The 21,539-nt window shown below is 71.4% G+C and carries 16 protein-coding genes and 3 pseudogenes; 7 read left to right on the top strand and 12 right to left on the bottom strand.

All coding sequences use genetic code 11. From position 1 onward, the window contains the following. Positions 1-8: 8 nt before the first annotated feature. Entirely contained in the window at positions 9-2,693 is a 2,685-nt protein-coding gene (gene ppdK / locus LMU33_RS24765) for a pyruvate, phosphate dikinase (protein WP_228622814.1), read from the top strand. Between the two features lie 385 nt (positions 2,694-3,078). Beyond that, positions 3,079-3,282, top strand: a pseudogene (locus LMU33_RS24770) (2-hydroxyacid dehydrogenase); the annotation flags it as partial. A 12-nt stretch (positions 3,283-3,294) separates the two neighbouring features. Here the strand turns inward: LMU33_RS24770 and LMU33_RS24775 are convergent. Next, positions 3,295-4,335: a condensation domain-containing protein gene (locus tag LMU33_RS24775; protein WP_228622815.1), complete on the bottom strand. Its 1,041-nt coding sequence runs from the start codon at positions 4,333-4,335 to the stop codon at positions 3,295-3,297. 314 nt (positions 4,336-4,649) lie between these two features. On the opposite strand from LMU33_RS24775, the gene LMU33_RS24780 reads away from it, so the two are divergent. Then, entirely contained in the window at positions 4,650-5,459 is an 810-nt protein-coding gene (locus tag LMU33_RS24780) for a GNAT family N-acetyltransferase (RefSeq protein ID WP_228622816.1), read from the top strand. Between the two features lie 69 nt (positions 5,460-5,528). On the opposite strand, the pseudogene LMU33_RS42055 reads toward LMU33_RS24780, so the two are convergent. Further along, a pseudogene (locus LMU33_RS42055) lies at positions 5,529-5,771 on the bottom strand (2OG-Fe(II) oxygenase); the annotation flags it as partial. 57 nt (positions 5,772-5,828) lie between these two features. On the opposite strand from LMU33_RS42055, the pseudogene LMU33_RS24785 reads away from it, so the two are divergent. Continuing rightward, positions 5,829-5,969: pseudogene (locus tag LMU33_RS24785) on the top strand (IMP dehydrogenase); the annotation flags it as partial. A gap of 204 nt (positions 5,970-6,173) precedes the next feature. Here LMU33_RS24785 and LMU33_RS24790 read toward each other — a convergent pair. The 9 genes from LMU33_RS24790 to LMU33_RS24830 all read right to left on the bottom strand — a co-directional run bounded on the left by LMU33_RS24790 (position 6,174) and on the right by LMU33_RS24830 (position 15,578). Further along, a complete protein-coding gene (locus tag LMU33_RS24790) occupies positions 6,174-8,504 on the bottom strand; it encodes a heavy metal translocating P-type ATPase (RefSeq protein WP_228622817.1) in 2,331 nt (776 codons plus the stop codon). Positions 8,505-8,637: 133 nt separating this feature from the next. Continuing rightward, a complete protein-coding gene (locus LMU33_RS24795) occupies positions 8,638-8,850 on the bottom strand; it encodes a ferredoxin (RefSeq protein WP_228622818.1) in 213 nt (70 codons plus the stop codon). Continuing rightward, the gene (locus LMU33_RS24800) at positions 8,847-10,181 is read right to left on the bottom strand and encodes an NADH-ubiquinone oxidoreductase-F iron-sulfur binding region domain-containing protein (protein WP_228622819.1); all 1,335 of its coding nucleotides are present in this window, start codon (positions 10,179-10,181) and stop codon (positions 8,847-8,849) included. Before LMU33_RS24800 ends, LMU33_RS24795 begins: the two co-directional genes overlap by 4 nt. Beyond that, positions 10,178-10,867 (bottom strand): ferric reductase-like transmembrane domain-containing protein, encoded by a 690-nt coding sequence (locus LMU33_RS24805; protein ID WP_228622820.1) that lies wholly within the window; start codon positions 10,865-10,867, stop codon positions 10,178-10,180. The genes LMU33_RS24800 and LMU33_RS24805 overlap by 4 nt, the downstream gene beginning before the upstream one ends. Further along, positions 10,864-11,829 (bottom strand): FAD:protein FMN transferase, encoded by a 966-nt coding sequence (locus tag LMU33_RS24810; protein WP_228622821.1) that lies wholly within the window; start codon positions 11,827-11,829, stop codon positions 10,864-10,866. Before LMU33_RS24810 ends, LMU33_RS24805 begins: the two co-directional genes overlap by 4 nt. Further along, the gene (locus LMU33_RS24815) at positions 11,826-12,191 is read right to left on the bottom strand and encodes a hypothetical protein (RefSeq protein WP_228622822.1); all 366 of its coding nucleotides are present in this window, start codon (positions 12,189-12,191) and stop codon (positions 11,826-11,828) included. The genes LMU33_RS24810 and LMU33_RS24815 overlap by 4 nt, the downstream gene beginning before the upstream one ends. A 135-nt stretch (positions 12,192-12,326) precedes the next feature. Next, entirely contained in the window at positions 12,327-13,673 is a 1,347-nt protein-coding gene (locus tag LMU33_RS24820) for a sensor histidine kinase (RefSeq protein WP_228622823.1), read from the bottom strand. Next, on the bottom strand, positions 13,670-14,374 hold the full coding sequence (locus tag LMU33_RS24825; protein ID WP_228622824.1) for a response regulator transcription factor: 705 nt from the start codon (positions 14,372-14,374) through the stop codon (positions 13,670-13,672). The genes LMU33_RS24820 and LMU33_RS24825 overlap by 4 nt, the downstream gene beginning before the upstream one ends. Before the next feature lie 238 nt (positions 14,375-14,612). Then, positions 14,613-15,578, bottom strand: a complete 966-nt coding sequence (locus LMU33_RS24830; protein ID WP_228622825.1) for a ferritin family protein — start codon at positions 15,576-15,578, stop codon at positions 14,613-14,615. Positions 15,579-15,880: 302 nt separating this feature from the next. Here LMU33_RS24830 and LMU33_RS24835 point away from each other — a divergent pair, with 302 nt between their 5' ends. The 3 genes from LMU33_RS24835 (at position 15,881) to LMU33_RS24845 (ending at position 17,926) form a co-directional block, all read left to right on the top strand. Next, a complete protein-coding gene (locus tag LMU33_RS24835; RefSeq protein WP_228622826.1) occupies positions 15,881-16,759 on the top strand; it encodes a universal stress protein in 879 nt (292 codons plus the stop codon). A gap of 289 nt (positions 16,760-17,048) precedes the next feature. Further along, complete coding sequence (locus tag LMU33_RS24840) at positions 17,049-17,318, top strand: SHOCT domain-containing protein (protein ID WP_228622827.1); 270 nt, start codon at positions 17,049-17,051, stop codon at positions 17,316-17,318. Further along, entirely contained in the window at positions 17,315-17,926 is a 612-nt protein-coding gene (locus LMU33_RS24845) for a sulfocyanin-like copper-binding protein (RefSeq protein WP_228622828.1), read from the top strand. The genes LMU33_RS24840 and LMU33_RS24845 overlap by 4 nt, the downstream gene beginning before the upstream one ends. Positions 17,927-19,127: 1,201 nt before the next feature. Here the strand turns inward: LMU33_RS24845 and LMU33_RS24850 are convergent. Then, on the bottom strand, positions 19,128-21,530 hold the full coding sequence (locus tag LMU33_RS24850; RefSeq protein ID WP_228622829.1) for a glycoside hydrolase family 65 protein: 2,403 nt from the start codon (positions 21,528-21,530) through the stop codon (positions 19,128-19,130). Between the last annotated feature and the right edge of the window lie 9 nt (positions 21,531-21,539).

Genomic DNA, 21,539 nt, shown 5'->3' on the forward strand with positions numbered 1-21,539 from the left:
AGAGCGCGATGGTCACACCGACAACGTACGTGTACGCATTCGCCGAGGGCCGCCGGGAGATGGCCGACCTGCTCGGCGGCAAGGGAGCCGGCCTGGCCGAGATGACCCGGCTCGGACTGCCCGTGCCGCCGGGCTTCACCGTCACCGCCGAAGCCTGCAAGGTCTACCTCGCGACGGGGCAGGAGCCACCCGAACTCGGCATCGAGGAGGCCCGCGTCCTGGCCGGCCTGGAACGGGTCATGGGACGCACCCTCGGTGCGCCCGACGATCCGCTCCTGGTCTCCGTACGCTCCGGCGCCCGCTTCTCGATGCCCGGCATGATGGAGACCATCCTCGACATCGGCCTCAACGACGAGTCCGTCGCCGGCCTCGCCAAGGCCTCCGGACAGGAGCGGTTCGCCTGGGACTCCTACCGGCGGCTCGTGCAGATGTTCGGCCGCACGGTGATGGGCGTCGACGGCGACCTGTTCGAGCAGGCCATCGCCGTGCACAAGGCCCAGCGCGGGACGCGTGACGACCACGACCTCGACGCCGGTGAACTCGCGCTCCTCACCAAGGAGTTCAAGGCGATCATCCGCCGGGAGACGGGTGAGGACTTCCCTCAGGATCCCGTCGAGCAGCTCCAGCGCGCCATCCGTGCGGTCTTCGACTCCTGGAACGGCGAACGCGCCTGTGTCTACCGCCGCCGCGAACACATCCCCGACGACCTCGGCACCGCCGTCAACGTCCAGGCGATGGTGTTCGGCAACCTGGGCTCCGACTCCGGCACCGGCGTCGCCTTCACCCGCGACCCCGCCACCGGCGCCCGCGGCATGTACGGCGACTACCTGCCCGACGCCCAGGGCGAGGACGTCGTCTCCGGAGTCCGCGACGCCGTACCCCTGAGCGAGCTGAAGACCCTCGATCCCCGCTCCTACGTCGAACTCGGCGACCACCTGCGCACGCTGGAGAACCACTACCGGGATCTGTGCGATGTGGAGTTCACCGTCGAGCGCGGCCGGCTGTGGATCCTCCAGACGCGGGTCGGCAAGCGGACCGCCGAGGCCGCCTTCCGTATCGCCCACGACCTGCGCGAGGAGAAGACGATCACGGCCGACGAGGCACTGGCCCGCGTGGACGGAGCCGAGCTGACCCGGCTGATGTTCCCCCGCTTCGACACCACCCCCGCCGACGTGCCTCTCGCGCAGGGCGTACCGGCCTCACCGGGCGCAGCGGTCGGGGTCGTCGTCTTCGACTCCGCCGAGGCCCAGCGCCGAGCCGCCGGCGGGCAGGACACCATCCTCGTGCGCCGTGAGACCACCCCCGACGACCTGCCCGGAATGATCGCCGCCCAGGCCGTCCTCACCAGCCGCGGCGGCAAGACCAGCCACGCCGGCGTCGTCGCCCGCGGCATGGGCAAGGTGTGCGTGTGCGGGGCCGAGTCGCTGACCGTCGACCCGGTCGGCCGCCGCCTCACCACGGACACGGGGGCCGTCGTACGCGAGGGCGACACCGTGTCCGTCGACGGAACGGCGGGCACCGTGCACCTCGGTGCCCTGCCGCTCACCGCCTCCGACGTCGGTCGCGCGCTGGAGACCGGTGAGAGCACCGGCCCGCTGACCGAGGCGGTCCTGGCGGCACTCGCCCACGCGGACTCCGTCCGCCGCCTTCAGATACGGGCCAACGCCGACACGCCCGAGGACGCCGCACGCGCCCGCAGGCTCGGCGCCCAGGGCATCGGCCTGTGCCGCACCGAGCACATGTTCCTCGGCGACCGCAGGACGCTGGTCGAGGCGATGATCCTCGCCCGCGGCGACACGGCCCGCGAGGAGGCTCTGGCGGCGCTGCTGCCGCTGCAGCGCGAGGACTTCATCGGCATGCTCAAAGCCATGGACGGGCTGCCGGTGACCATTCGCCTCATCGACCCGCCGCTGCACGAGTTCCTGCCCGACCGCACCGCGCTGGCCGTCCGACTGGCGAGCGCCACCCACCCGGACGTCCACGACCGCGAACTGCTCGATGCCGTCGAGCGCCTGCATGAGCAGAACCCGATGCTGGGATTGCGCGGCGTACGGCTCGGACTGGCCGTTCCCGGCCTCATGGCCATGCAGGTCCGCGCCCTCGCTGAGGCCGTCGTCCACCGACTGCGCGAGGGCGGCCGGCCGCACGCCGAGATCATGATCCCCCTCGTCGGAACGGTCGAGGAACTGCGCCTGGCCCGGACGGAGGCGGAGCGCGTGCTCGCCGAAGTCACGGCAGAGACAGGGAAGTCCCTGCACCTCCCGATCGGCACAATGATCGAACTGCCCCGCGCGGCCCTCACCGCCGGACGCATCGCCGACGCCGCCGATTTCTTCTCCTTCGGCACCAACGACCTCACCCAGACCACCTGGGGACTGTCCCGCGACGACGCCGAAGCGTCCTTCTTCCCGCTGTACCTGGAGAAGGGCATCTTCAGCGTGTCCCCCTTCGAGACCATCGACCAGGAGGGCGTCGGCAAACTCGTAGGGCTGGCCGTGGAGGCGGGCCGCGCCGTCAACCCCGGGCTGGAGACCGGAGTGTGCGGCGAACACGGCGGCGACCCGGAGTCCATCCACTTCTTCCACCGGGCGGGCCTCGACTACGTCTCCTGCTCCCCCTTCCGCATCCCGGCCGCCCGGCTGGAGGCGGGACGAGCGGCCCTCACGGAAGCCGAAACCAGCAACAGCCGGTGACGGTCAGGTCCGGCTTGGCGATCGGGTCCCCAGTACCCCAGCGCCGCCCGGGTGTTGCGCGTTCTGGACTTGCCCTGGCCTCCCCTCCGGTGGGAGGGAAGGCCACAGCGTGTGACCGGAACCGCATCCACCGGGGGCGTGGATCTGCAGCTCGCCCCTTCGTTCCAGCCGCCCAAACGGGGGCACGCTCACGCCGCCGGTGAGGACGGGCGTGGGGACTTTCGCGGAGGGAAGCGCGTCGTCCTCTCCCCACGACCTCCGCAGTCAGCGCGGCGGCCCGGTGCCCTGGGACGACGGAGCCCACCCCGGAGCCAATCGGCTCCCGTTCCTTCTGCGATCCCGGCCTACGGCGGAGGTGATCACCCGAGCGACGGGAGGAGAGCAGGTGGAGATCGTCGCGTACGGCGTTCTCGCGGACGAGGAGCCGCTGCTGAGGGACGCGTTCGCCAAGGCGTTCACGGGCCGGCATGAGCTGAGGTGTCTGGGGCTGCTCCTGCACGGGGACACCGTCCCGACGGCCGCGGGCAGCGAGGTGGTCCTCAGCAGCGTCAACGACACCCTGGACGCCGGCGTTCTGCGCTCGCTGGCCAGCCGGCGCCTTTCATCGAACCGTCCCGGTCTCAGCGTCAGCACATACGAGCAATCGGTTCACCAGGCCGTCGGCGAGGGCGCACGCTTCCTCGGCGTGGAGGTGCTGCCCCTGGTAGTAGATGGCAATGGTGATCGTCCCGTCGGGCTCCTGCGTCACGTCCACGGTGCAGGGGTAGGGGGACTCGGGCAGTCTGAGCTCTTCGACGCTCCACGTGCTGTTTCCCACCGCACGTGATGTGTTCCAGGACGAACGCACCGACAACGAGACCTCGATCGGCTTGCGCAGTCGCAGCATGCGGAAGATGCGTGCGGAAGGCGTGCTCGCGTGGTCCAGCAGGTCGAGAAGGCCCTCGCGCACCTGGCTGAGCAGGTTGTCAGCGGTGGAGGGCGAGGGGTCGGGCACCTGGACCCTGAGGGGGAGAACGTCGACGAACATGCCGACCGTGTGCGCATACTCCGGCGGCCGGTGGTCAACGGCGATCCCGATTGTCACCTCGGTGCGTCCCCGGTCCTCAGCGAGCTGGCCGGCCAGCGCCGCGCCGAAGAGTGTCGGGAGCCCGGCTCGGCGAGTGCGAGCAACGCGTCGCAGCGAGGACGCTGTGGTCACGTCGATCGACCGGATGACCAAGCCGTCGCCACTGGCGGGCACTGCTGTCGACCGGGCGAGCAGTGGCTCGTACGGCAGGTCTTCGAGTGCCTTGACCCAGAAGTCGTCCGCCAGGTCGCGCTCGCTTCGCCGGGCGTCCTGGTTGCTTCGCGCAGCGTACGCGTACAGGTCGCCCTCAGAAGCCGCATCGGGAACCGCCGTATCGCCGACCGCGGCGAAGTGGGCGGCCGCCAGCTCGTCGATCAACTCAGGGCCGCTGTAACCGTCCATCACCAAGTGATGTGCGATGACCAGGAGCTCGGAGTGCCACTCGTCGACTGGCCACCACCACACGCGCACGAGAGGATCCTCGAGGCTTTCGAAGGGCTGTCGGCAGAAATCGACGATGCCTTCGCTCGGGCGCGAAGGCCGCTTTCCCTGCTTCGTCGGAACCCACGTGAGCACGCAGCATGGATTGGCGACCGGCGACCCGACGCAGCGCGTGTACCTGGACTCACCAACTCCCCAACGTAAAGCTGTTCCTGCTGGGGGATAAAAGGCATGATTCGGGCAAATCCAGGAGGGCGTCCTCCGCCTTCTGTCGGATTTCCCTTCGATTCAATCGACGTTTCGGGATTACCAGAGAATCCGTTCACGAAAAACCCCCTTGCCTCATAGAACTTCTTCAATAATGGATGACGCATCGCTACATGATGCGATATAACGGCCAACGTGACCTTTGAATTCTTCGAACACTCCGAGCCCATTCCGGGCAGCCGATGAACGGCCTGGTCGCCACGGCCGACCGATACTTCGACGCCGCACCGCGCCCGGACGCCGACGCAGTGGAGGTGGGAGCTTTCACGCTCTTCGTCAGCCGCACGCCGTGGAGCTATTACGCGCGCCCCTCGCTCCACAGCGGACGCCCCATCGAGAGCACAGACCTGGACCTCCTGGCCGAGGCCTGCCGGAAGCATGACGTGGACCTTGCCATCGAGTGGGTCCACGAGACCCGTCCGGAGCTGCGAGAGCTGACGCAGTCGTACGGACTGTCCCGCGACGACCACTCGCTCATGGTCGCCACAGTCGACCAGGTCCGCGCCCAGGCAGTACCGGGCGTCACCTTTCGGGTGGCGCAGCCCGGCGGCGACAGTCTGCTGGCCGGTCGTGCCGTCGCCGAGGTGGCTTTCGGCTACGGCGGAACCGCCGTCGGCGTGCCCGGCGCGAGCGAGCGGGACGCCGCGCTGGCCCGGATCTCCCCCGAAATGGCCGAGCACCTGCGGTATCGGGCTCAAAGCGGACTGACAGTCACCGTGGTGGCCGAGACGGCTGATGAGGGCGTAGTGGCCGCCGGCTCGTACCAGCCGATGAGGTCGACCGCCGAAGTGCTCGCGGTAGCCACCCTTCCGAGCGCCCGGCGGCGGGGCATCGCTGCGGCGTTGAGCGCCCAGCTCGCACAGCATGCCCACGGCGCGGGCGTCGAGACGGTCGTCCTCTCCGCACAGGATGCCGACGTCGTCCGGGTCTACGAGCGGGCCGGCTTCACCACGGTGGGGACCGTCCACGCTGCCGAGCTCCCGCAGGACTGACGGCACGACGGGCTCAGTCGGGAAGGCCGGCCGCACCGACTCCAGGCAGGCATCCGAGTAGTAGTTCATCGTCACCACAGCCCGGACCACGTTCGGATCGCGCAGCGGGCGCACGTAGTGCGGGTTGCGCCGGGCGTCGAAGAACAGCAACTGGCCGGCCTTCGGGTAGATGAGCATGCAGTCCGCGTCGACTTCCTCTGTGGTGCGTGCCCCCGCGTCACGCGCCACCGCCAGCTCGCCGCCGGTGTGTTCGTCGCAGTCGGTGAGGTAGAGCAGGCCCTCGACGGGGTTGCTGTCCACGTGGCAGGGGTAGCGGACACCCTTACGTCGGTTCCAGCCTGCCCACCGGTTGGATCCAACACTTGCTGGTTCCGCGCCACCGGCATCGGCACCGAGCGCGGCGAGGAAAGCGTGGCCCGGATCAAGGAGCTGACCGGCGGCATCGGCGCGGACAGTGTCGTGGAGTGCGTGGGCACCACGCAGGCCATGCAACAGGCCCTGCACGCGGCGACTGCTTGGCGCGGACGTCGCGCAGCATGGCCGCGTACGCGCTCTCGGCGGCGAACGCCCTTTCGGAGGGCACAGCGTCACGCTCATAGCGCGCGATGCCAACCGTCGTACTGGAGCGGACCGTCTGACGAAGAGTCCGGCCCCCCGATGTACGGTGCCCCGCATCCGGTAACGAGACGATCAAGGCTGCCTCCATGCCGTCGCTCACGGAGCGAGGGAGAAGTAGTTCTCCTCCTCCTGGGTGAAGTGCAGGCGCAGGACGGTGTTGAGGCCGTAGAGGCAGGAGCGCAGGTCGTCGAGTTGTTCGGAGGCCAAGCCGCCGCCTGCGTGGGCCAGTTGCAGGTGAGTGGCGATGCGGCGGGAGAGACGTTCGATCTCGGTGTGGGCGCGGCTCATGGTGGCGGTGGCCTCCGGGCCGCCGAGCGTCGGCGCGAGGGCGGGGTAGAGCTCGTGTTCCTCGGCGTACTCGTGCGGCAGCAGCCGCTCGGTCAGCAGCCGGTGTGTCTCCTCCACGGCCGCGAGGGCGGTCGGGCCCGAGCTGTCGGACAGGCGGTCGGCCGCGTCGCGCACGGCTTCCAAAACGTCCTGGAGGTCGTCGTGTTCGGCGGCGAAGCGGTGGACGAGGGCTTCGGCGGCGGGGGTGAGGGCCGGTCGTGCAGCCTGGTCGACACGCAGGGCGCGCAGAGCATTGAGGATGACGGCGACGTCGATGCCCTCCTGGAGCAGGGCGCCGGCGGCGGGCGGGAGCATGCCGTAGGCGGCTGCCATCATGGCGGCCAGGGACATCAGCATGCCACCGAGCGCGCTTTGTACGGCGATACGTCGGGAGCGTTGGGCAATGGTGACGGCGTCGGCGAGGCGGTCCACGCGGTCGGTGGTCAGGACGATGTCGGCGGCTTCGGAGGAAGCGGTCGAGCCGCGGGCGCCCATGGCGACGCCGATGTCGGCGGCGGCGAGGGCGGGTGCGTCGTTGACGCCGTCGCCGACCATCACGGTGACTGCTCGCTCACGTTCGGCGCCTACGGCGGCGACCTTATCGGCCGGTGTGAGTTCGGCGCGCACGTCGTCCAGGCCGAGGACGGCGGCGACCTCGTGGGCGGGTGCGGCGCGGTCGCCGGTGAGCATCAGCAGCCGGTCGATGCCCGCCGTACGCAGGTGGCGCAGGGTGCGGGGGGCGTCGTGGCGCAAAGGGTCGCGCAGCAGGACGGCGCCGGTCAGGTGTCCGTCGACGGTGAGCCATGCGATGGCCGCGCCGTCGAGAAGTGCGCGGGTGTCGACCGCCTTCGCCCAGTCCGGCCGGGCGGTCGAGACGCCCATACGACCGACGGACATCCTGTGGCCATCCACGTTTCCGATGGCGCCGCGGCCGGGCTCCTCGGTGACATCCGTCGGCACTGAGAGATCCAGTCCGCGTTCGCGGGCGGTGTCGACCATGGCCTGGGCGAGGACATGCGGCGAGAACTGGTCCAGAGAGGCGGCCAGGCGCAGCACCTCTGCGGGTTTGACCTCTGGAGCGGCGATGACGTCGAGCACGCGGGGGCGGCCGCGGGTGAGGGTGCCGGTCTTGTCCAGCAGGAGGGTGCGGGCTCGGCCGAGGTTCTCCAGCGCTCCGCCGTCACGGATGACGACACCGAGGCGGGAGGCACGGGACAGGCCGGAAACGATCGCGACCGGCGCGGCCAGCAGCAGCGGACAGGGGGTGGCGACCACCAGCACGGCGACCGCGCGCACGGCGGAACCGCTGATCAGCCAGGCCAGTCCCGCCACCGCGAGCGACAGGGGCAAGAACCATGCCGCATACCGGTCGGCCAGCCGTACAACGGGCGCTGACTCGGCGCCGGCCTGCTGGGCCAGCCGTACGATCCCGGCGTAGGTGCTGTCCTGCTCGGTCGAGGTGGCGCGCAGTTCGAAGGCGCCGCCGGCGTTCACCACCCCGCTGCGCACCAGCTCGTCCCGTGCCCGCTCGACCTGGAGGGACTCCCCGGTGAGCACCGACTCGTCGAGAACAGCGGCGGTGCTTTCCACTCGGCCGTCGACGGGGACGACCTCGCCGGGGCCGACGACAAGAAGATCGCCGACGGTGACCTCTGACAGCGGCACCGTGGCCACGCCGGTCTCGGTGCGGCGGCGGGCGGAGCGGGGGGCGTGTTCCAGCAGGGCCCGCAGGTCGTGGGAGGCGCGGCGCCGGGCTGCCGCTTCCAGGGTCCGGCCGGTGGCGAGCATCAGGGCGATCAGTGCGCCGGCCAGGTATTCGTGGACGGCCAGGGTGCCGCCGAGCGCGAGGACGGCGATGAGGTCCACGCCCACGTGCCCGTGCCGCAGCGCGGCGAGCACCCATCCCACGGCGGGGACGACCGCGGAGAGGGTGCCCAGCCCCCAGAAGAGGTCGGCGAGGCTGCCCACTCCCGTGAGCCAGGCGATGCCGCCGGCGACCAGAGCCGTCGCCGTGACTGCCAGAAGGACAGGTTCGAGGCGTGGCGACACGACCGCCGCAGTCAGGCGGCGCAGCCGTGCTGTGAACGTGCGGTGCTTCATCGCGTACCTCGGTCCGTACGGCGCTGGGACCGTTGGGTCGGTCCCCATCCAGCACAGCGCACGCTCACGTGCTGGCGGCAGGGGACGTCCGGCCCTGCTTCAGGGCCATGCAGACGGTGCCTGTGCGTGCTGGTCATGGCCGGCCCCGGTCGGTGTGGAGGGCCAGGCGGGGGCAGGCGGCGACGGCTTGGCGGGCGTGGGTGCGCAGCTGGTCCGGTACCGCTCGGTCTTTCAGGAGGGGGTAGCCCCATTCGTCGAGGTCGATCAGTTCGGGCAGGAGTTCGGCGCACAGGCCCTGGCCGGTGCAGGTGATGCGGTTGACGCGCAGGCTTCGGGTGCTGGTCATCGCCAGGTCTCCGGGGGTGTTGCGGGTGGTATGGGGATGCGGGGTGGCTGGTGGGCGGCGGGGCAGGGGCCGTGGGTGAGGTGGTGGTCGACGTCGTCGGCGAAGGCGCGTAGGGCGGAGGCGGCGAGGCGGGCGGCACCGTCGGGGTGGCGGCAGGCGCCACGGTCGGGCAGTAGGCCGGTGCGGCGGCGCAGGCGGGGCAGCAGCCCGGGGTCGGCTCGTCCGGCGGCCAGGGCGGTGAAGTCCTCGGCCACGGCGGGCAGCCCCAGATGGCAGGGGCCGCACTGGCGGGCGCTGTGGGCGGCGAGGTAGGCGAGTATCTGTGCCGTCTCGCTCAGCCCGCAGGCTGCTCGGGGCAGCGCGATGAGGACCCCGGCACCGGGTGCGGCGCCCAGCGGGGCGAGGTCGCGCCGGGCGAGGGGTGTGTGCAGATGTGCCCTGGGGAGCCAAGTACCGGCGAAACCGCCGAGCAGCACCGCTTGCAGGGGTTCGGTGGGCTCTCCGGCACGGTCGAGGAGCGTGGTGATCGATGTGCCGAGTGCTGCCTCCAGGACACCCGTGGCGGCGACGGCGCCGGAGAGGGTGACGAGCGTGGTGCCGGGCTCGTCCGGGGTGCCCGCCTGCCGGTACCAGTCGGGTCCGTAGCGGGCGATGAGGGCGAGGTGGGCGAGGGTCTCGGCGTTGTTCACGAGTGTGGGGCGCCGGTGGACGCCGCGTTCGTGGGTGCGCGGTGGGCTGCCCTGTGGCCGGGCCGGGCCCCCGTTGAGCCAGCGCACCAAGGAGGTCGATTCGCTGGAGACGTAGGGGTGCGGAAGGGCCTGCAGACGCAGCCGGACCGGGTCGAGGCGGGCGCGCCGGCGTTCGTCCAGCGCCGCGCTCAATTGCCGGTGTTGGGTGGCGCGGTCGCGCGGCAGGCATATGTGGACGGTGTCCGCGCCGACCGCGGCGGCGGCCAGTACGGCACCGTCGAGCACGAGGTGGGGTGCGACGGTGCTGAGGAACTGGTCCTTGCAGCTTGCCGGTTCACTCTCCATGGCGTTGACGACGACCACGGCGCGGCCACGGCGTTCTGCCACGGCGCGCAGCTTGCGGGCGGTGGGGAAGCCCGCGCCGCCGCGCCCGGTGAGTCCGGCCGCCTCGACGGCCTCCACCAGCGGCACTGACGTACGGCTGCCGAGCGCGGCAGCGACAGGGGGTGGCCCGTAGCGCGTCAGGTGGTCGTTCAGGGTGGCCGGTCGCCCGGTGGTGTACCAGTCCGCCAGCAGCCGCGTTTCGCCGGGAGGTGCTGAGGGGTGGGGGAGGGCGAGAGGCATCATGGCGGCGGAGTTCACCGTCCACCTCCCAGGACGAACGTCGTGGCGGCCGCCCGCTGGGCCCAGCCGGGCTGCAGCGGGCCGGTCGCGAGGAACGCGCCGAGTACGACCGGTACGGCCATCGCGGCCGTGGCGGCCGGCAGGCGCCCCGTGATGTGCCCCGGGCCGGCCTTGGCCAGCCGCCACCACACCGCTGCCACCACCGCGCCGAGGCATCCGGCGTGAAGCCACAGCTGCAGCGGCAGCCGGGTGTCGGTACCGGTGCCGACGCCGTGGAAGAGGGCGAGGGGCCAGGCCGCGTACGCCATCCAGTGCACGGCCTTCCAGCGGCGCACGCCCAGGCGCTGCCGCAGGGCGCTGGTGACGAGCACCGCGAGCAGCTGGTCGAGCGCGGCCGTGCCCAGGCCGAGCCAGAGCGGTCGGTACGACGCCCCGAACGGCACCACGGCCACCGCCCACCCCAGGTGGACGAACGGGTCGAGTACGGCCGTCACCACGTGCATGGTGAGGAACGCCAGCGTGAGCAGGGACAGGTTGCGGTGCAGCAGACCGATCTCGAACCGGCCGATGCAGCGGGGTGCGGCGCGCCCGCCGGCGGCGATGCCGAGTGTCACGGTGGCGGTGAGCAGCACCAGGGCGAGGGTGCCACTCGCGCGGCTGGCGTACCACAGGGGGCTGCCCGTTAGGGCCAGGGTCGTCGTCATCGCGGGCCTCCTGGAGCGGGAGTGTCGGAGTCGGGTGGCCAGCCGCCGAGACGTATGACGTGGCCGTCGAGGCCGACCAGCCGGGCGGGCAACGCGGTGCGGCGCAGCCAGTCGACGGCCCGGTCGCCCAGCACGATCGCCGCGGTACTGGCGGTGTTGGCGTCCACGCAGGTGGCCGCGGCGACGGTGACGGTGCGCCAGACGGGGGCGGCGGGTTCTCCGGTGGCCGGGTCGACGATGTGGTGCAGGGTGCGCCCTGCGCGTCGCCAGGTGCGCACGCGGATGCCGGAGGTCGCCAGGGCGCAGCCGGTGATCGCGACGGCGGGGCCGTGGTCCGTGGCAGGCTGGGCGTGGTCGTCGGCCAGCGCGATCCGCCACCCGTCCTCGGGTGCCGGTCCGGCCGTCGCCAGATCGCCGCCGAGACTGACGAGGACGCCGCAGCCGGCGGCCGCGGTCGCGTTGCGGGCGGCGCGGTCGGCGGCGAGGGCCTTGGCGGTCGCACCCAGGTCGAGGCGAGTGTGCGGGGGCAGGCGCAGCCGCCGGGTGTGCGGGTCGAAGGCGATCCGGCGCCATCCGGGGACGGGCCGGGGCGACGGCATGGGGCGGACGTCCTCGGGGCGCAGGGAGGCGAAGGTGCGGTCGTAGCCGAGCGCGGCCATCGCGTGGCCGACTGTCGGGTCCACCGCGCCGTCGGTGAGCCGTGCGGCCCGCAGCGCGACGTAGAGGGCTTCGGCGAAGCCTTCGCTGACCGTCGTCGCGGTGCCTGCGGTGAGGTTGACCCGGGTGAGTTCGGAGTCGGCGCGGAATCGGCTGCAGGTGCGGTCTGTGGCTGCCAGTTCGGCGCGCAGGATCGCTTCCGCGGCGAGCAGGGCGGACGGCTCGGTGACGAGCAGTGCGGCCGTGGTCCCGAGAGCCGGGAAACTGACCTTGGCCAGGGTCGGCTCGGGGCTGTGTGTGGTCATGACGCCCCCGTCGTGGTGTGCGGCTTCTGCTGGGTGGGCGTGGGTGGCTGGGCCGGGGCCCGCGGTGTGGGCTTGGTGACGGCCGCTGCCGCCTCGTCGTCCGACGTGCCCTCCCGGTCGTCTCCTTTGGACGTGGTGGTCGACGTCGGCGGGCTCTGCCCGGCTGGGGGCGACGACGCGGGGGAGGGCGGACTCCCGGGGATCAGGTGGGTGTACACGCCGCCGAGGGCGGCCGTCGCGGCCACTGCGGTGACGGCGAGCCACCGGGTGAGGCGGCGGGTCCGTCGCAGTCCGCGATCGCGAGCGCCGGGTGAACCGGCCGGGGGAACGGTCTGGTCGAAGGCGTCGGGTGAGAGTGCCATGGCAGCGGCTCCTGGTGATTCGGCGGCCCGGATCGGCTGCGTGCACTTCCAGGCTGTGACGGAGGCAACCAGGAACTCGCTCACGTCTCTTTCAGGACTGGTAAAGATCTCGGGTGACCGAGTCGCCGGCCCGAGTCAGCCCTCCGGCGCCAGTGGCAGATCAAGTACGACGGTCAGCCCGCCACCCGGCGTGTCCTCCAGCCGTGCCGTACCGCCGTTGGCGGTGACCAGCCGATGGACGATGGCGAGCCCCAGACCGGTGCCCCTCGCCTCCGGATTGCCGAACCGGCGAAAGGCGACCGCCTTCGCCTCCGCACTCATCCCGGGGCCGTCGTCCTGCACGCGCACGCGGGCCAGTTCGTCAGTCGCCCTGTGGTCGAGCGTCACGTGACCGCCTTCGGGCACGGCGTCCACGGCGTTGGCGATCAGGTTGTCGAGGATCTGCTCCAGGTGGCCCGTACCGAGCGCGGCGGTCAGCGAAGGCCCGTCGGAGACGGTCAGCCGTACACCGCGTTCCCCGGCCACCGGCGCCCAGGCGGCCACCCGCTCGGCCATGACCTCGTCGACCCGGACGGCCACAGGCCGGGGCGTCGCCTGCTCGGCGCGCGCGACCGCGAGCAGCCCGTCAACCAGCCGGGACAGCCGGGTGATCTCCTCCTCGGCGGAGGCCAACTCGGCGGCGGTGTCGCCCTCCGCCCCGGCGGCGAGGACATCGAGGCGCAGCCGCAACGCCGCCAGCGGGGTGCGCAACTGGTGGGAAACGTCGGCGAGCACGGCCCGGTGACCGTGCACGAGGGCCTCGATGCGGGCCGCCATCGTGTTGAAGGTGCCGGCCAGCCGGCGTACCTCAGGGGGTCCGTCGCCGACCTCGGCCCGCTCGCCGAGCGCACCCTCGCCCAGCCGCTGCGCGCTGACGTCCAGTCTCGACAGGGGGCGGCCGACCCAGCGGGCGAGGCGGACGGACAGCAGCACGGAAGCGGCCAGCCCTGCCGCGGCGATCGCGGCGGACCAGCCCCAGATGGCGGCGATCCGGGCGCCGAGCGGGGCCGCGGAGCGGGCCAGGACGACCGCGCCGGAGGGTGCACGGACCTCACCGGCCGGCTCCGCCGTCAGGAGCCGGCCCTCGTTCTCCGGCGGCTCCGGTTCGCGTCCGGCCAGGACCTTCTCCGCCAGTTCCTTCGCCTCCCCGCCCTGGGCCGCTGTACAGGGCGTACTGGCCACCAGCCGCGCGGAGGCGTCGTACACGGCGGCGCAGTCCCCCACGCGGGCCGCGGCGTCCAGCTCCTGGCGCATGACGGTGGCCGGCTTTTGGTCGGAGAGGTGTTCCTCGGCCGCCGCGGCGATCGTCCGGGTGGCGGCACGCTGGCTGTCGCGGAAGGCGACGCGCTCACGGGCCGTCATCGACGCCGCGAGCGGTACGACCGCCAGCACCAGGAGCACGGAGGTCAGGACCAGGAGCGTCCAGGTGATCCGGCGGGTCACGACCGTTCCCGGGACTCCTGGACCGCCCCGAGCCGGAACCCGTGCCCGTAGACGGTTTCGATCAGCCCCGCCACGGCGAGCTTGCGCCGCAGCGCCGCGATGTGCACGTCCACCACCTTGGTGGGGCCGTACCAGTGGGCGTCCCACGCCCGATCCAGGATCTGCTGCCGGCTCACCACGCGGCCGGGGTCGGCGGCTAGGCACTCCAGGATGCCGAATTCCTTCGGCGTCAGCGCGACCACGTGTCCGTCGACCGAGACCTGCCGGGTGCGAAGGTCGAGCGCCAGCGGGCCGTGGCGAAGAATCTCTGGTTCCGTCGGGCGCCGACGGCGCAGTACGGCCCGCATCCGCGCGAGCAGTTCGGCCAGCCCGAACGGCTTGACCAGGTAGTCGTCGGCGCCCTCGTCCAGAGCCACCACCCGGTCCGCCTCCTCGCCGCGCGCGGTCACCGCGATGATCGCGGCGTCCGACCGCGCCCGCAGCCTGCGGCACACCTCGACGCCGTCGATGTCGGGCAGCCCCAGATCGAGCAGCACGACATCGGGGCTGGGCGCCGACAACGCCGCCCGCCCGGTTCCGACGCCCTCCACCGCATAGCCGGCCTGCCGCAGACCGCGCACCAGCGACTCCGCGATGCCGCGGTCGTCCTCCACGACCAGCACCCGTGTCTCCTCGGCCACGCCTGCGACCTCGGCGCTCATGCCTGGCACCCGCCTCCCTGGCGGTGGGATCAGCTGTCCGTATGCGACATCCAGCCTGCTCCCCTCACCGGATGCGAGGGCAGGGCCGTTCGTCCCTGGACCGCGCTGTTCGGACCGCCTCGCCGCCCAGGCACACGGTCCCCGACCGGGCGGGCGAGGGCACCGGCCGGGTGGGCGAGGGCACCGGCCGGTCGGGCGTTTCGCGGCAGGCAGTTCGGGGCGGGCCAGGGGGCGGCGCTCAGCGCAGCCGGTTCAGCGCCGACTGGAAGGCGGCGGCGTGCCGGGCCTCGTCCGCGGCGGTGTTGCGGAAGAAGTTGGCGGCAGCGGTGTCACCGACGGCGGTCGCCTGCTTGGCGAATCCGGGGTAGAGGGTGGTCGCCTCGGAACGTTCCCCGGTAATGGCCTTGTCCAGGTTCTCCTTCGTGGTGCCCACCCGTCCGGCCAGGACCGCCTCACCGGCGAAGTGCTCGTGCAGCTCGACGGCGGCCGTCCCCTCCCACAGGCGGGCCAGCGCGGAATTCCCGGACTGCTTGGCGTGCGCTGCGAAATTCATGTACTTGGCGTAGGCCAGGGCTTCGCCGTGCATCGCGGTGTCCAGGTTGGCTTTCGTGCGGGCGGCACGCACCTGCGGCAGCCCGGCGGGTACTGCGACGGTCCTGGCGGCGCTTGGCGCCGGTACGGTGCCGTGGCCGGAGGTCACGGCTGCGAGTGCCGTGCGGAAGGCGTCGCGGTGGCGGCCCTCGTCGGCGGCTATCTCCGTGAACAGTTCGGCGGCCTTCGCATCCCCGTCCTGCCGGGCCTCCGCCGCGAAACCGCGGTACATGACCTGGTTCTCGTACGTCTCCCCGTTGATGGCCTGGCGCAGGTTGGCCGCGTTCGTGCCGACCAGACCGGCCAGCGTGGCCGCCTCGTGCAGGTGCTCGTTCAACTCGGTCTGCGCCGTGGTCCGGAAGAGCCGGCCGACGGCAACGTGGGCAGCGCCGTCGGCTTGAGTGCCGAAGAGGCTGTAGGAGGCGTAGGCGAACGCCTCGCCCTTGATGGCGGTGTTGAGGTCCGAGAGCGTCTGCGCTCGAAGAGCCCGGGCGGCTTGAAACTGCGGGTGGGGGCTGGCCGGGGCGGCGAGGGCCAGGGCGGGGGCCGCCTGCGATGCCGCCGTCAGCGCGCACAGACTCACCAGGAACGTACGTATCGAGTGGCGGAACACGACTTCCTCCTCCGGGGGCCTCTTGGGTGACAGCGCCCCTTCCTCATGGGAGCCGTTCGGGTGCACCCATGCCGTGTCTGCTGAGCCTTCCGGGTGATTACTGCCCGTGATCAGGAAGGGGGTGGTTACCGCGACAGCGGTGGTACGGCGGCGCCCGGGAGCACGTCCACGGACGCGTACGGCACCGCTGTCTCGAAGGTGCCGGGAAGGCCATCGGGTCCGATGCGCTGCGCGGCACAGTGGCGGAGGATGGACGAAGCCGGGCAGGCGGCCGCAAAGCCGGCCTGGCGAGGAGGCGCGGCATGGCGAAACCGGTCGTAGTGGGAGTCGACGGCTCACCGTCCAGCCTGGACGCGGTCGAGACGGCGGCACACGAGGCGGTGTTGAGCGGGGTCGGCCTGCGGCTGGTGCACGCCTTCGGGTGGCCGTCGATCCATCCACCGCCTGGTGGGTCTCCTTGGAGTCCTGCCAGGGCGGGGGTGCGAGAGCTGGTGGACGGCACTCTGGCCGAGGCCGAAAAACGGGCACGCGAGGTCGCGCCACGTGTGGACATCACACGCGAGGTCACCGTCGGCGAGCCGCTGATGGTGCTGGAGATCGAGTCGCGAACCGCCTCGCTCGTCGTGGTGGGCAGCCGCGGGCTGGGCGCGTTCGGCAGCCTGCTCCTCGGTTCCACTGCCGTGCATCTGGCCGCGTATGGCCACTGCCCGGTGCTGGTGGTACGAGGCAGGCCGAACCCGACCAGTCCCGTACTACTGGCGGTGGACGGCTCCTCGGCGGGCGAACGCGCCGTCGAGTTCGCCTTCGCCGAGGCGTCGATGCGCGGTGCGGACCTGCTGGCCCTGCACGTGTGGAACACCTGGAGCGAACGGCCCTACGAGGGGCCGGGTGACCCGCTGAACATGGTGGTCGACATCGACCGGCTCCGCGAGGAGGAGCAGCAGCTGCTGGACGAGACCCTGTCTCCGTGGCAGACGCGCTACCCCCAGGTCGCTGTGGAGCGGCGCCTGGTGCGCTCCCGGATCCGCCCGGCCCTGATCGAAGCCAGTCACGACGCGCAGCTGGTCGTGGCCGGTGCGCGCGGCCGCGGTGGCTTCACCGGCCTGCTGCTCGGCTCGGTCAGCCAGGCCCTGCTGCATCATGCGCACTGCTCCGTCGCGGTGGTCCGAGGCAAGGAGTGACCGTCGCCACCCGTTCGTCGGGCCGTCGACGTCCGCACCGGTTACGAGAACCGGCCGCCGGCGAGGGTGGCTGCGAAGTGGGTGAAGGTGACGGCCAAGCCCAGGGTGGTGAACGGCCTGGGTGGCACGTCGTGCTCTGCGAAGCGTTTCCACACAGCTGCGAACGGCGGAGTCCGATGGGGTGTTGGGTCCCCCGGCCCTGCATCCGGGAACTGTGGCCCAGCGCGGTTGAGGTCTCACTGATCCATCCTGGTAGCGCGGGAGCAATCAGCCGAGGGAAGTGATCGGCATGATGTGGTACGGCGGCGGATGGGGCGGCTGGATCATCATGACGGTGTTCATGGTGCTGTTCTGGGCCGTCCTGATCGTTGGCCTCGTCGCACTCGTGCGCTACCTCGCCGGTGCCCGTCATCAGCAACCGGGCTCGCCTCCACCGCCCGGCGACGGCGAGTGGCAGGACCGGCGGGCCGAGCACCTGCTCGCCGAGCGGTTCGCACGCGGGGAGATCGACGAGGACGACTACAAACGCCGGCTCGCGCTGCTTCGGGAGCACCGATGAACGCGCATGGCCGCCGAGGGGTCTGGGCGGCGATCGCCATCGCCGCGGCGGCCCTGGTGCTGGGCGTCGCCACGACAAGTCTGATGGCTGCGTCCGGCGCCTTTCACAGGGCGGGACCGGCGTCCTGGCGAGCGCAGGGCGCCCGATGCGCCGCGCCGACCGCGACAGGCAGTGCGGTCGACGTGACCGTGTGGGACACGGGACGCATGATGTGGGGCCCGAACTGGCCTGCGCCGAACAACGGCCACCCAGGTTGGTACGGCATGAGCATGATGCGCCTGGTAGCCCACCCCACGACCGTTCCGGCGGGAAAGGTCACAGTGCGGGTAGTCAATGCGGGAACCCTCACACACGAGGTGATCGTGTTGCCGATGCCGACGGGGCAGGCCGCGGGACAACGTGCCATCGGCTCCGACGGTCGGGTGTCGGAAGCAGGCAGTCTCGGCGAGGCGTCCCGCACCTGTGGCAGTGGCGCTGGGGACGGCATCGCCTCCGGTGCGGCCGCCTGGACCACGGTGACGCTGCGGCCGGGCCACTATGAGCTGCTGTGCAATGTCCCGGGTCACTACGCGGCCGGGATGTACACGGAACTGGACGTCACTCGGTGAGTGGTCCGCACCAGCGGCAGGGGTCTGCCGTAGAGGGTTCCCGATCATCGCCGGATTCCGCGGGAAGCCGCTGTCCCGGTCCAGGCCGGCAGCAGGGCGATGCTGGCCTGGAACGGCGGCCGGAGCGGCGGCAGTCCAGGACCCGACCTGTGCACCGGCGATGGTGCCGACTGCGGCGCGGACCAAGACGGGCAGCTGGGGCATGTGCCGACCGGTGCGGGCAGCGGAGCGCACGACAACCCGGCTGGCACCAGCAAGGTGTCGCCGGGCGGCCGTGTCTGTGATCCATCGAGTATGTCAGGGAAGAGCCCGGGGGACCGGGTCTGCGGCGCCGGGTGACCTCGGCGAGGCGCGCTGTGCCGGCCCAACTCGTCGCGTACCTTCGGCATCCGGACCCTCACGCTGCCTGGCGGGAGTGATGGCCGATGTCCGGGTGGCGGGATCCCGAAGCGGTGGGCGGAGGGTCGTCCCGCGCGACCAGGCCCGCTGTGGTGGTCGGTGACCGTTCTCCTGGCGGCGGCAGTGGTCCTCATCGCAATCCTGCTGCGGCGTGAACTGACACAGGCCCACCACCTCATCGCGGGAGTACACCCGCTACCGATGGCGGGCGCCGTGGTGTGCCAGGTGCTGTCGATCGTGTGTTTCGCCGTCATGCACCGCTGGCTGCTCGGGGCGGGCGGGATCCGTTGGAGCCCGCGGCGCACGACGGAGATCGTGGTGGCCGCCCACGCCGTCGCGGGTGCGTTGCCCGGAGGGCGGCGTTCTCGGCCTGGGTCTTCCGGCAGCTGCGCCGCAGGGGTGTGGAACAGGTACTCGCGGCCGCCGTGCTGGTGGTGGCCGGTGCGCTGGCGATACCGCTTCTCGGGCTTCCGTCACGCGGTGGGGCGAGTCTGGACGAGTGCCGGGACGCGCTCCCGCCGCGTCCAGCAGGCCAGGAGGCACTCTCCCGGCTGGTCGCACAGGCCCGCGGTCTGCACCCCGGCCTGCGGCCGTGGCTTCGACCGTTCGCGTTCGTGCTGCTGAACTGGGTCTTCGACGTCGCTTGTCCGGCTGCCGGCCTGAGGGCGCTGGCTCGCCATCACCCTGCATACCGGTGCGTCGAGCTCCCCGCCACCCCACTCGGCACGACGCGGCGGGCCCCACGGAGAACGTACTGTGAGTGGAGATCCCAACGGCGGCCGAGCCGGCGACCGCCGCAGCGTCAGTCCTTCGGCAGAAGGAGCGTGCACGTCTCGCCCGGGGCGATGGTCACTGCTCGGTCGGCCAGCACCACGCGGATCGCCGACTCTTCCGAGTCGGGTACGGCGATCTCCAGTTGCCCGCTTCGGCGGCGCACGCCGACACCCCAGTGACCGCGGTAGTGGAGCGAGAATCCGTACTCGGACAGGGCTGGGAGAGGCACCGGGTCCAGCCAGAGGGCGTCCTCGCGTGTCTCCAGTCCCGTCAGGCCGCGCTGGATCAGGTCGAGGGTTCCGGCCATGGCGCCGAGGTGGATGCCTTCGCCCGTGGTGCCGCCCTGGATGTCGGCGATATCCGCCTCCAGGGCTTCATGGACGTACTGCCATGCGTCGGCCCGTCTGGCTCTGGCGAGGACCAGGCCGTGGACGAGTTCGCTGAGGGTCGAGCCGTGGCTGGTGCGCTGGAGGTAGTAGTCGACGGTGCTGCGCCAGATCTCGTCATCCAGGTGGTACCCGAGACGCCGGAACAGACCACGCAGTTCCGTGGGCGAGAACAGGTAGCCGAGCATGAGGACATCGGCCTGCTTGGACGCCTTGTAGCGGTTGACCGTGTCGCCCTCGGCCTCGAGAACGCGGTCCAGCCGCCGGATGGTGCCGTAGCGGGCGCGGTAGGCGTCCCAGTCGAGTTCGGTGAGGTCGTCGTAGCCCTCGAACTGGCTGATGACGCCTTGGTGGAAGGGCACCCGCAGGCGTCTGGAGACCTCCTCCCACTCCGGCAGCGCGTCGGTGCTCAGCCGGATCCGTTGGAACAGTTCCTCGCGCCGCCATGCGGGAAGGCGCCGCACGAGTTCCAGAGCGCGGGTGAGGACCCAGGCGGCGGTGACGTTGGTGTACGCGTTGTCGTCCAGCCCGGGCTTCGCGGCACCGGCATAGCCGTCGTGGTACTCGTCGGGGCCGACGACGCCGCGGATCCGGTAGCGGCGCGTGTCATGGTCGAAGACTGCCAGGTCCACCCAGAAGCGGGCGATCTGCAACAGCATTTCCGCGCCTTTGGTGTGCAGGTACTCCGTGTCACCGGTGGCCTCGCAGTACTGCCAGACGTTGTAGGCGATCGCCGAACCCACGTGGTGCTGGAGGCGCGAGTGGTCCGGCAGCCAGCGGCCCGAGGCGGGGTTGAGATGCCATTCCTGGGACTCCTCACGCCCGTTGCTGCCGCTCTGCCACGGATACATCGCCCCGGCCCTGCCGGCTGCGCTCGCCGCCGCGCAGGCCCGAGGGAGGCGTCGGTGGCGATAGTTCAGCAGCGCCCGGGACACCTCCGGAAGGTGCAGGTTCAGATAGGGGAGGACGAAGAGCTCGTCCCAGAACACATGACCCCGGTACGCCTCGCCGTGCAGGCCCCGGGCCGGGACGCCCACATCCAGCTCCGCCGTGTGCGGTGACAGCGTCTGCAGGACGTGGAAGAGATGGAAGCGCAGGATGCGGCCGGCCTCTCCGGGCACCTGTACGTCCGTGCGTCGCCACAGCCGCTCCCAGGCTGCGACATGGGAGTCGAGCAAGGCCGGGAAGTCCGCCGCCACGGACACCCGCTCGGTGGCCTCGCCGAGGGGATCGCTGATCGCTGTGTCCCGCGAGGTGTGCAGTGCCACCGTCTTGTCCACGGTGACGGGCCTGCCGCGGGTGATCGGGACGACCAGACGGTGGACGGCACGGTGGCGGGCGGGCCGAAGCACCGATGAGGCCGGAGCCTCGTCCGCACGGACCGTCGTCCGGGCTGCCAGGGCGACGGTGATGTCCGAAGTGCCGGTCCGGCAGCTCAGCCAGATGGTGTGGGGCTCGTGCGCACCGGTTCGCACGTGGTTCAGGTGGTGGCGGTCGAGTGCGCGATAGCGGTGCACATTGCCGTTGATGACATCGCCGTCCAGAGAGCTTTCGATCTCGATCTGGCCGGTCCAGTCCTCGGCCGTGAGTACCGTCCGCAGTGCGGCCAGGTGCGGGTCCTCCATGTGCACCAGGCGGGTCTGCTCGACGTGGAGCACACCCAGTTCGTCCTTCCGGTGGCGGGAGGACCGTGCGAGTGTGCCTCGGCGCAGATCCAGGGTGTGCCGGTGGTCCAGGAGGGTGTGCGTGCCGGGGGAGAACCACGGGCTCCACGTCCCGTCCGTGCAGCGCGCCCGGAACCGGAGAAAGAGCCAGTTGGGGAGGTTGACCACGTCTTCGTTCACGACCTGCCGCCCCGCCACGGCCGACTCCAGGCGGTTGTAGCACCCCGCTGCATAGGTGCCTGGATAGTGCACCAGGCCGGCCCGGTGTTCCGGCAGTGCGCCGCGTGTGGCGAAGTAGCCGTTGCCCAGTGTGCAGAGGGACTCACGCAGCTGCTCGGCGGCGGGATCGTATCCCGTCCACTCCCAAGTCCACTCCGACATCCGCCACCT

Origin of the sequence: Streptomyces barringtoniae (assembly GCF_020819595.1) — a bacterium.
Classification (GTDB): domain Bacteria; phylum Actinomycetota; class Actinomycetes; order Streptomycetales; family Streptomycetaceae; genus Streptomyces; species Streptomyces barringtoniae.

Bases quoted from the DNA above. Each gene is read 5' to 3' on its own strand.
- ppdK (WP_228622814.1), top strand. From the start codon at position 9: ATGGTCACACCGACAACGTACGTGTACGCATTCGCCGAGGGCCGCCGG.
- LMU33_RS24780 (WP_228622816.1), top strand. From the start codon at position 4,650: ATGAACGGCCTGGTCGCCACGGCCGACCGATACTTCGACGCCGCACCG.
- LMU33_RS24790 (WP_228622817.1), bottom strand. From the start codon at position 8,504: ATGAAGCACCGCACGTTCACAGCACGGCTGCGCCGCCTGACTGCGGCG.
- LMU33_RS24795 (WP_228622818.1), bottom strand. From the start codon at position 8,850: ATGACCAGCACCCGAAGCCTGCGCGTCAACCGCATCACCTGCACCGGC.
- LMU33_RS24805 (WP_228622820.1), bottom strand. From the start codon at position 10,867: ATGACGACGACCCTGGCCCTAACGGGCAGCCCCCTGTGGTACGCCAGC.
- LMU33_RS24810 (WP_228622821.1), bottom strand. From the start codon at position 11,829: ATGACCACACACAGCCCCGAGCCGACCCTGGCCAAGGTCAGTTTCCCG.
- LMU33_RS24815 (WP_228622822.1), bottom strand. From the start codon at position 12,191: ATGGCACTCTCACCCGACGCCTTCGACCAGACCGTTCCCCCGGCCGGT.
- LMU33_RS24825 (WP_228622824.1), bottom strand. From the start codon at position 14,374: ATGAGCGCCGAGGTCGCAGGCGTGGCCGAGGAGACACGGGTGCTGGTC.
- LMU33_RS24835 (WP_228622826.1), top strand. From the start codon at position 15,881: ATGGCGAAACCGGTCGTAGTGGGAGTCGACGGCTCACCGTCCAGCCTG.
- LMU33_RS24840 (WP_228622827.1), top strand. From the start codon at position 17,049: ATGATGTGGTACGGCGGCGGATGGGGCGGCTGGATCATCATGACGGTG.
- LMU33_RS24845 (WP_228622828.1), top strand. From the start codon at position 17,315: ATGAACGCGCATGGCCGCCGAGGGGTCTGGGCGGCGATCGCCATCGCC.
- LMU33_RS24850 (WP_228622829.1), bottom strand. From the start codon at position 21,530: ATGTCGGAGTGGACTTGGGAGTGGACGGGATACGATCCCGCCGCCGAG.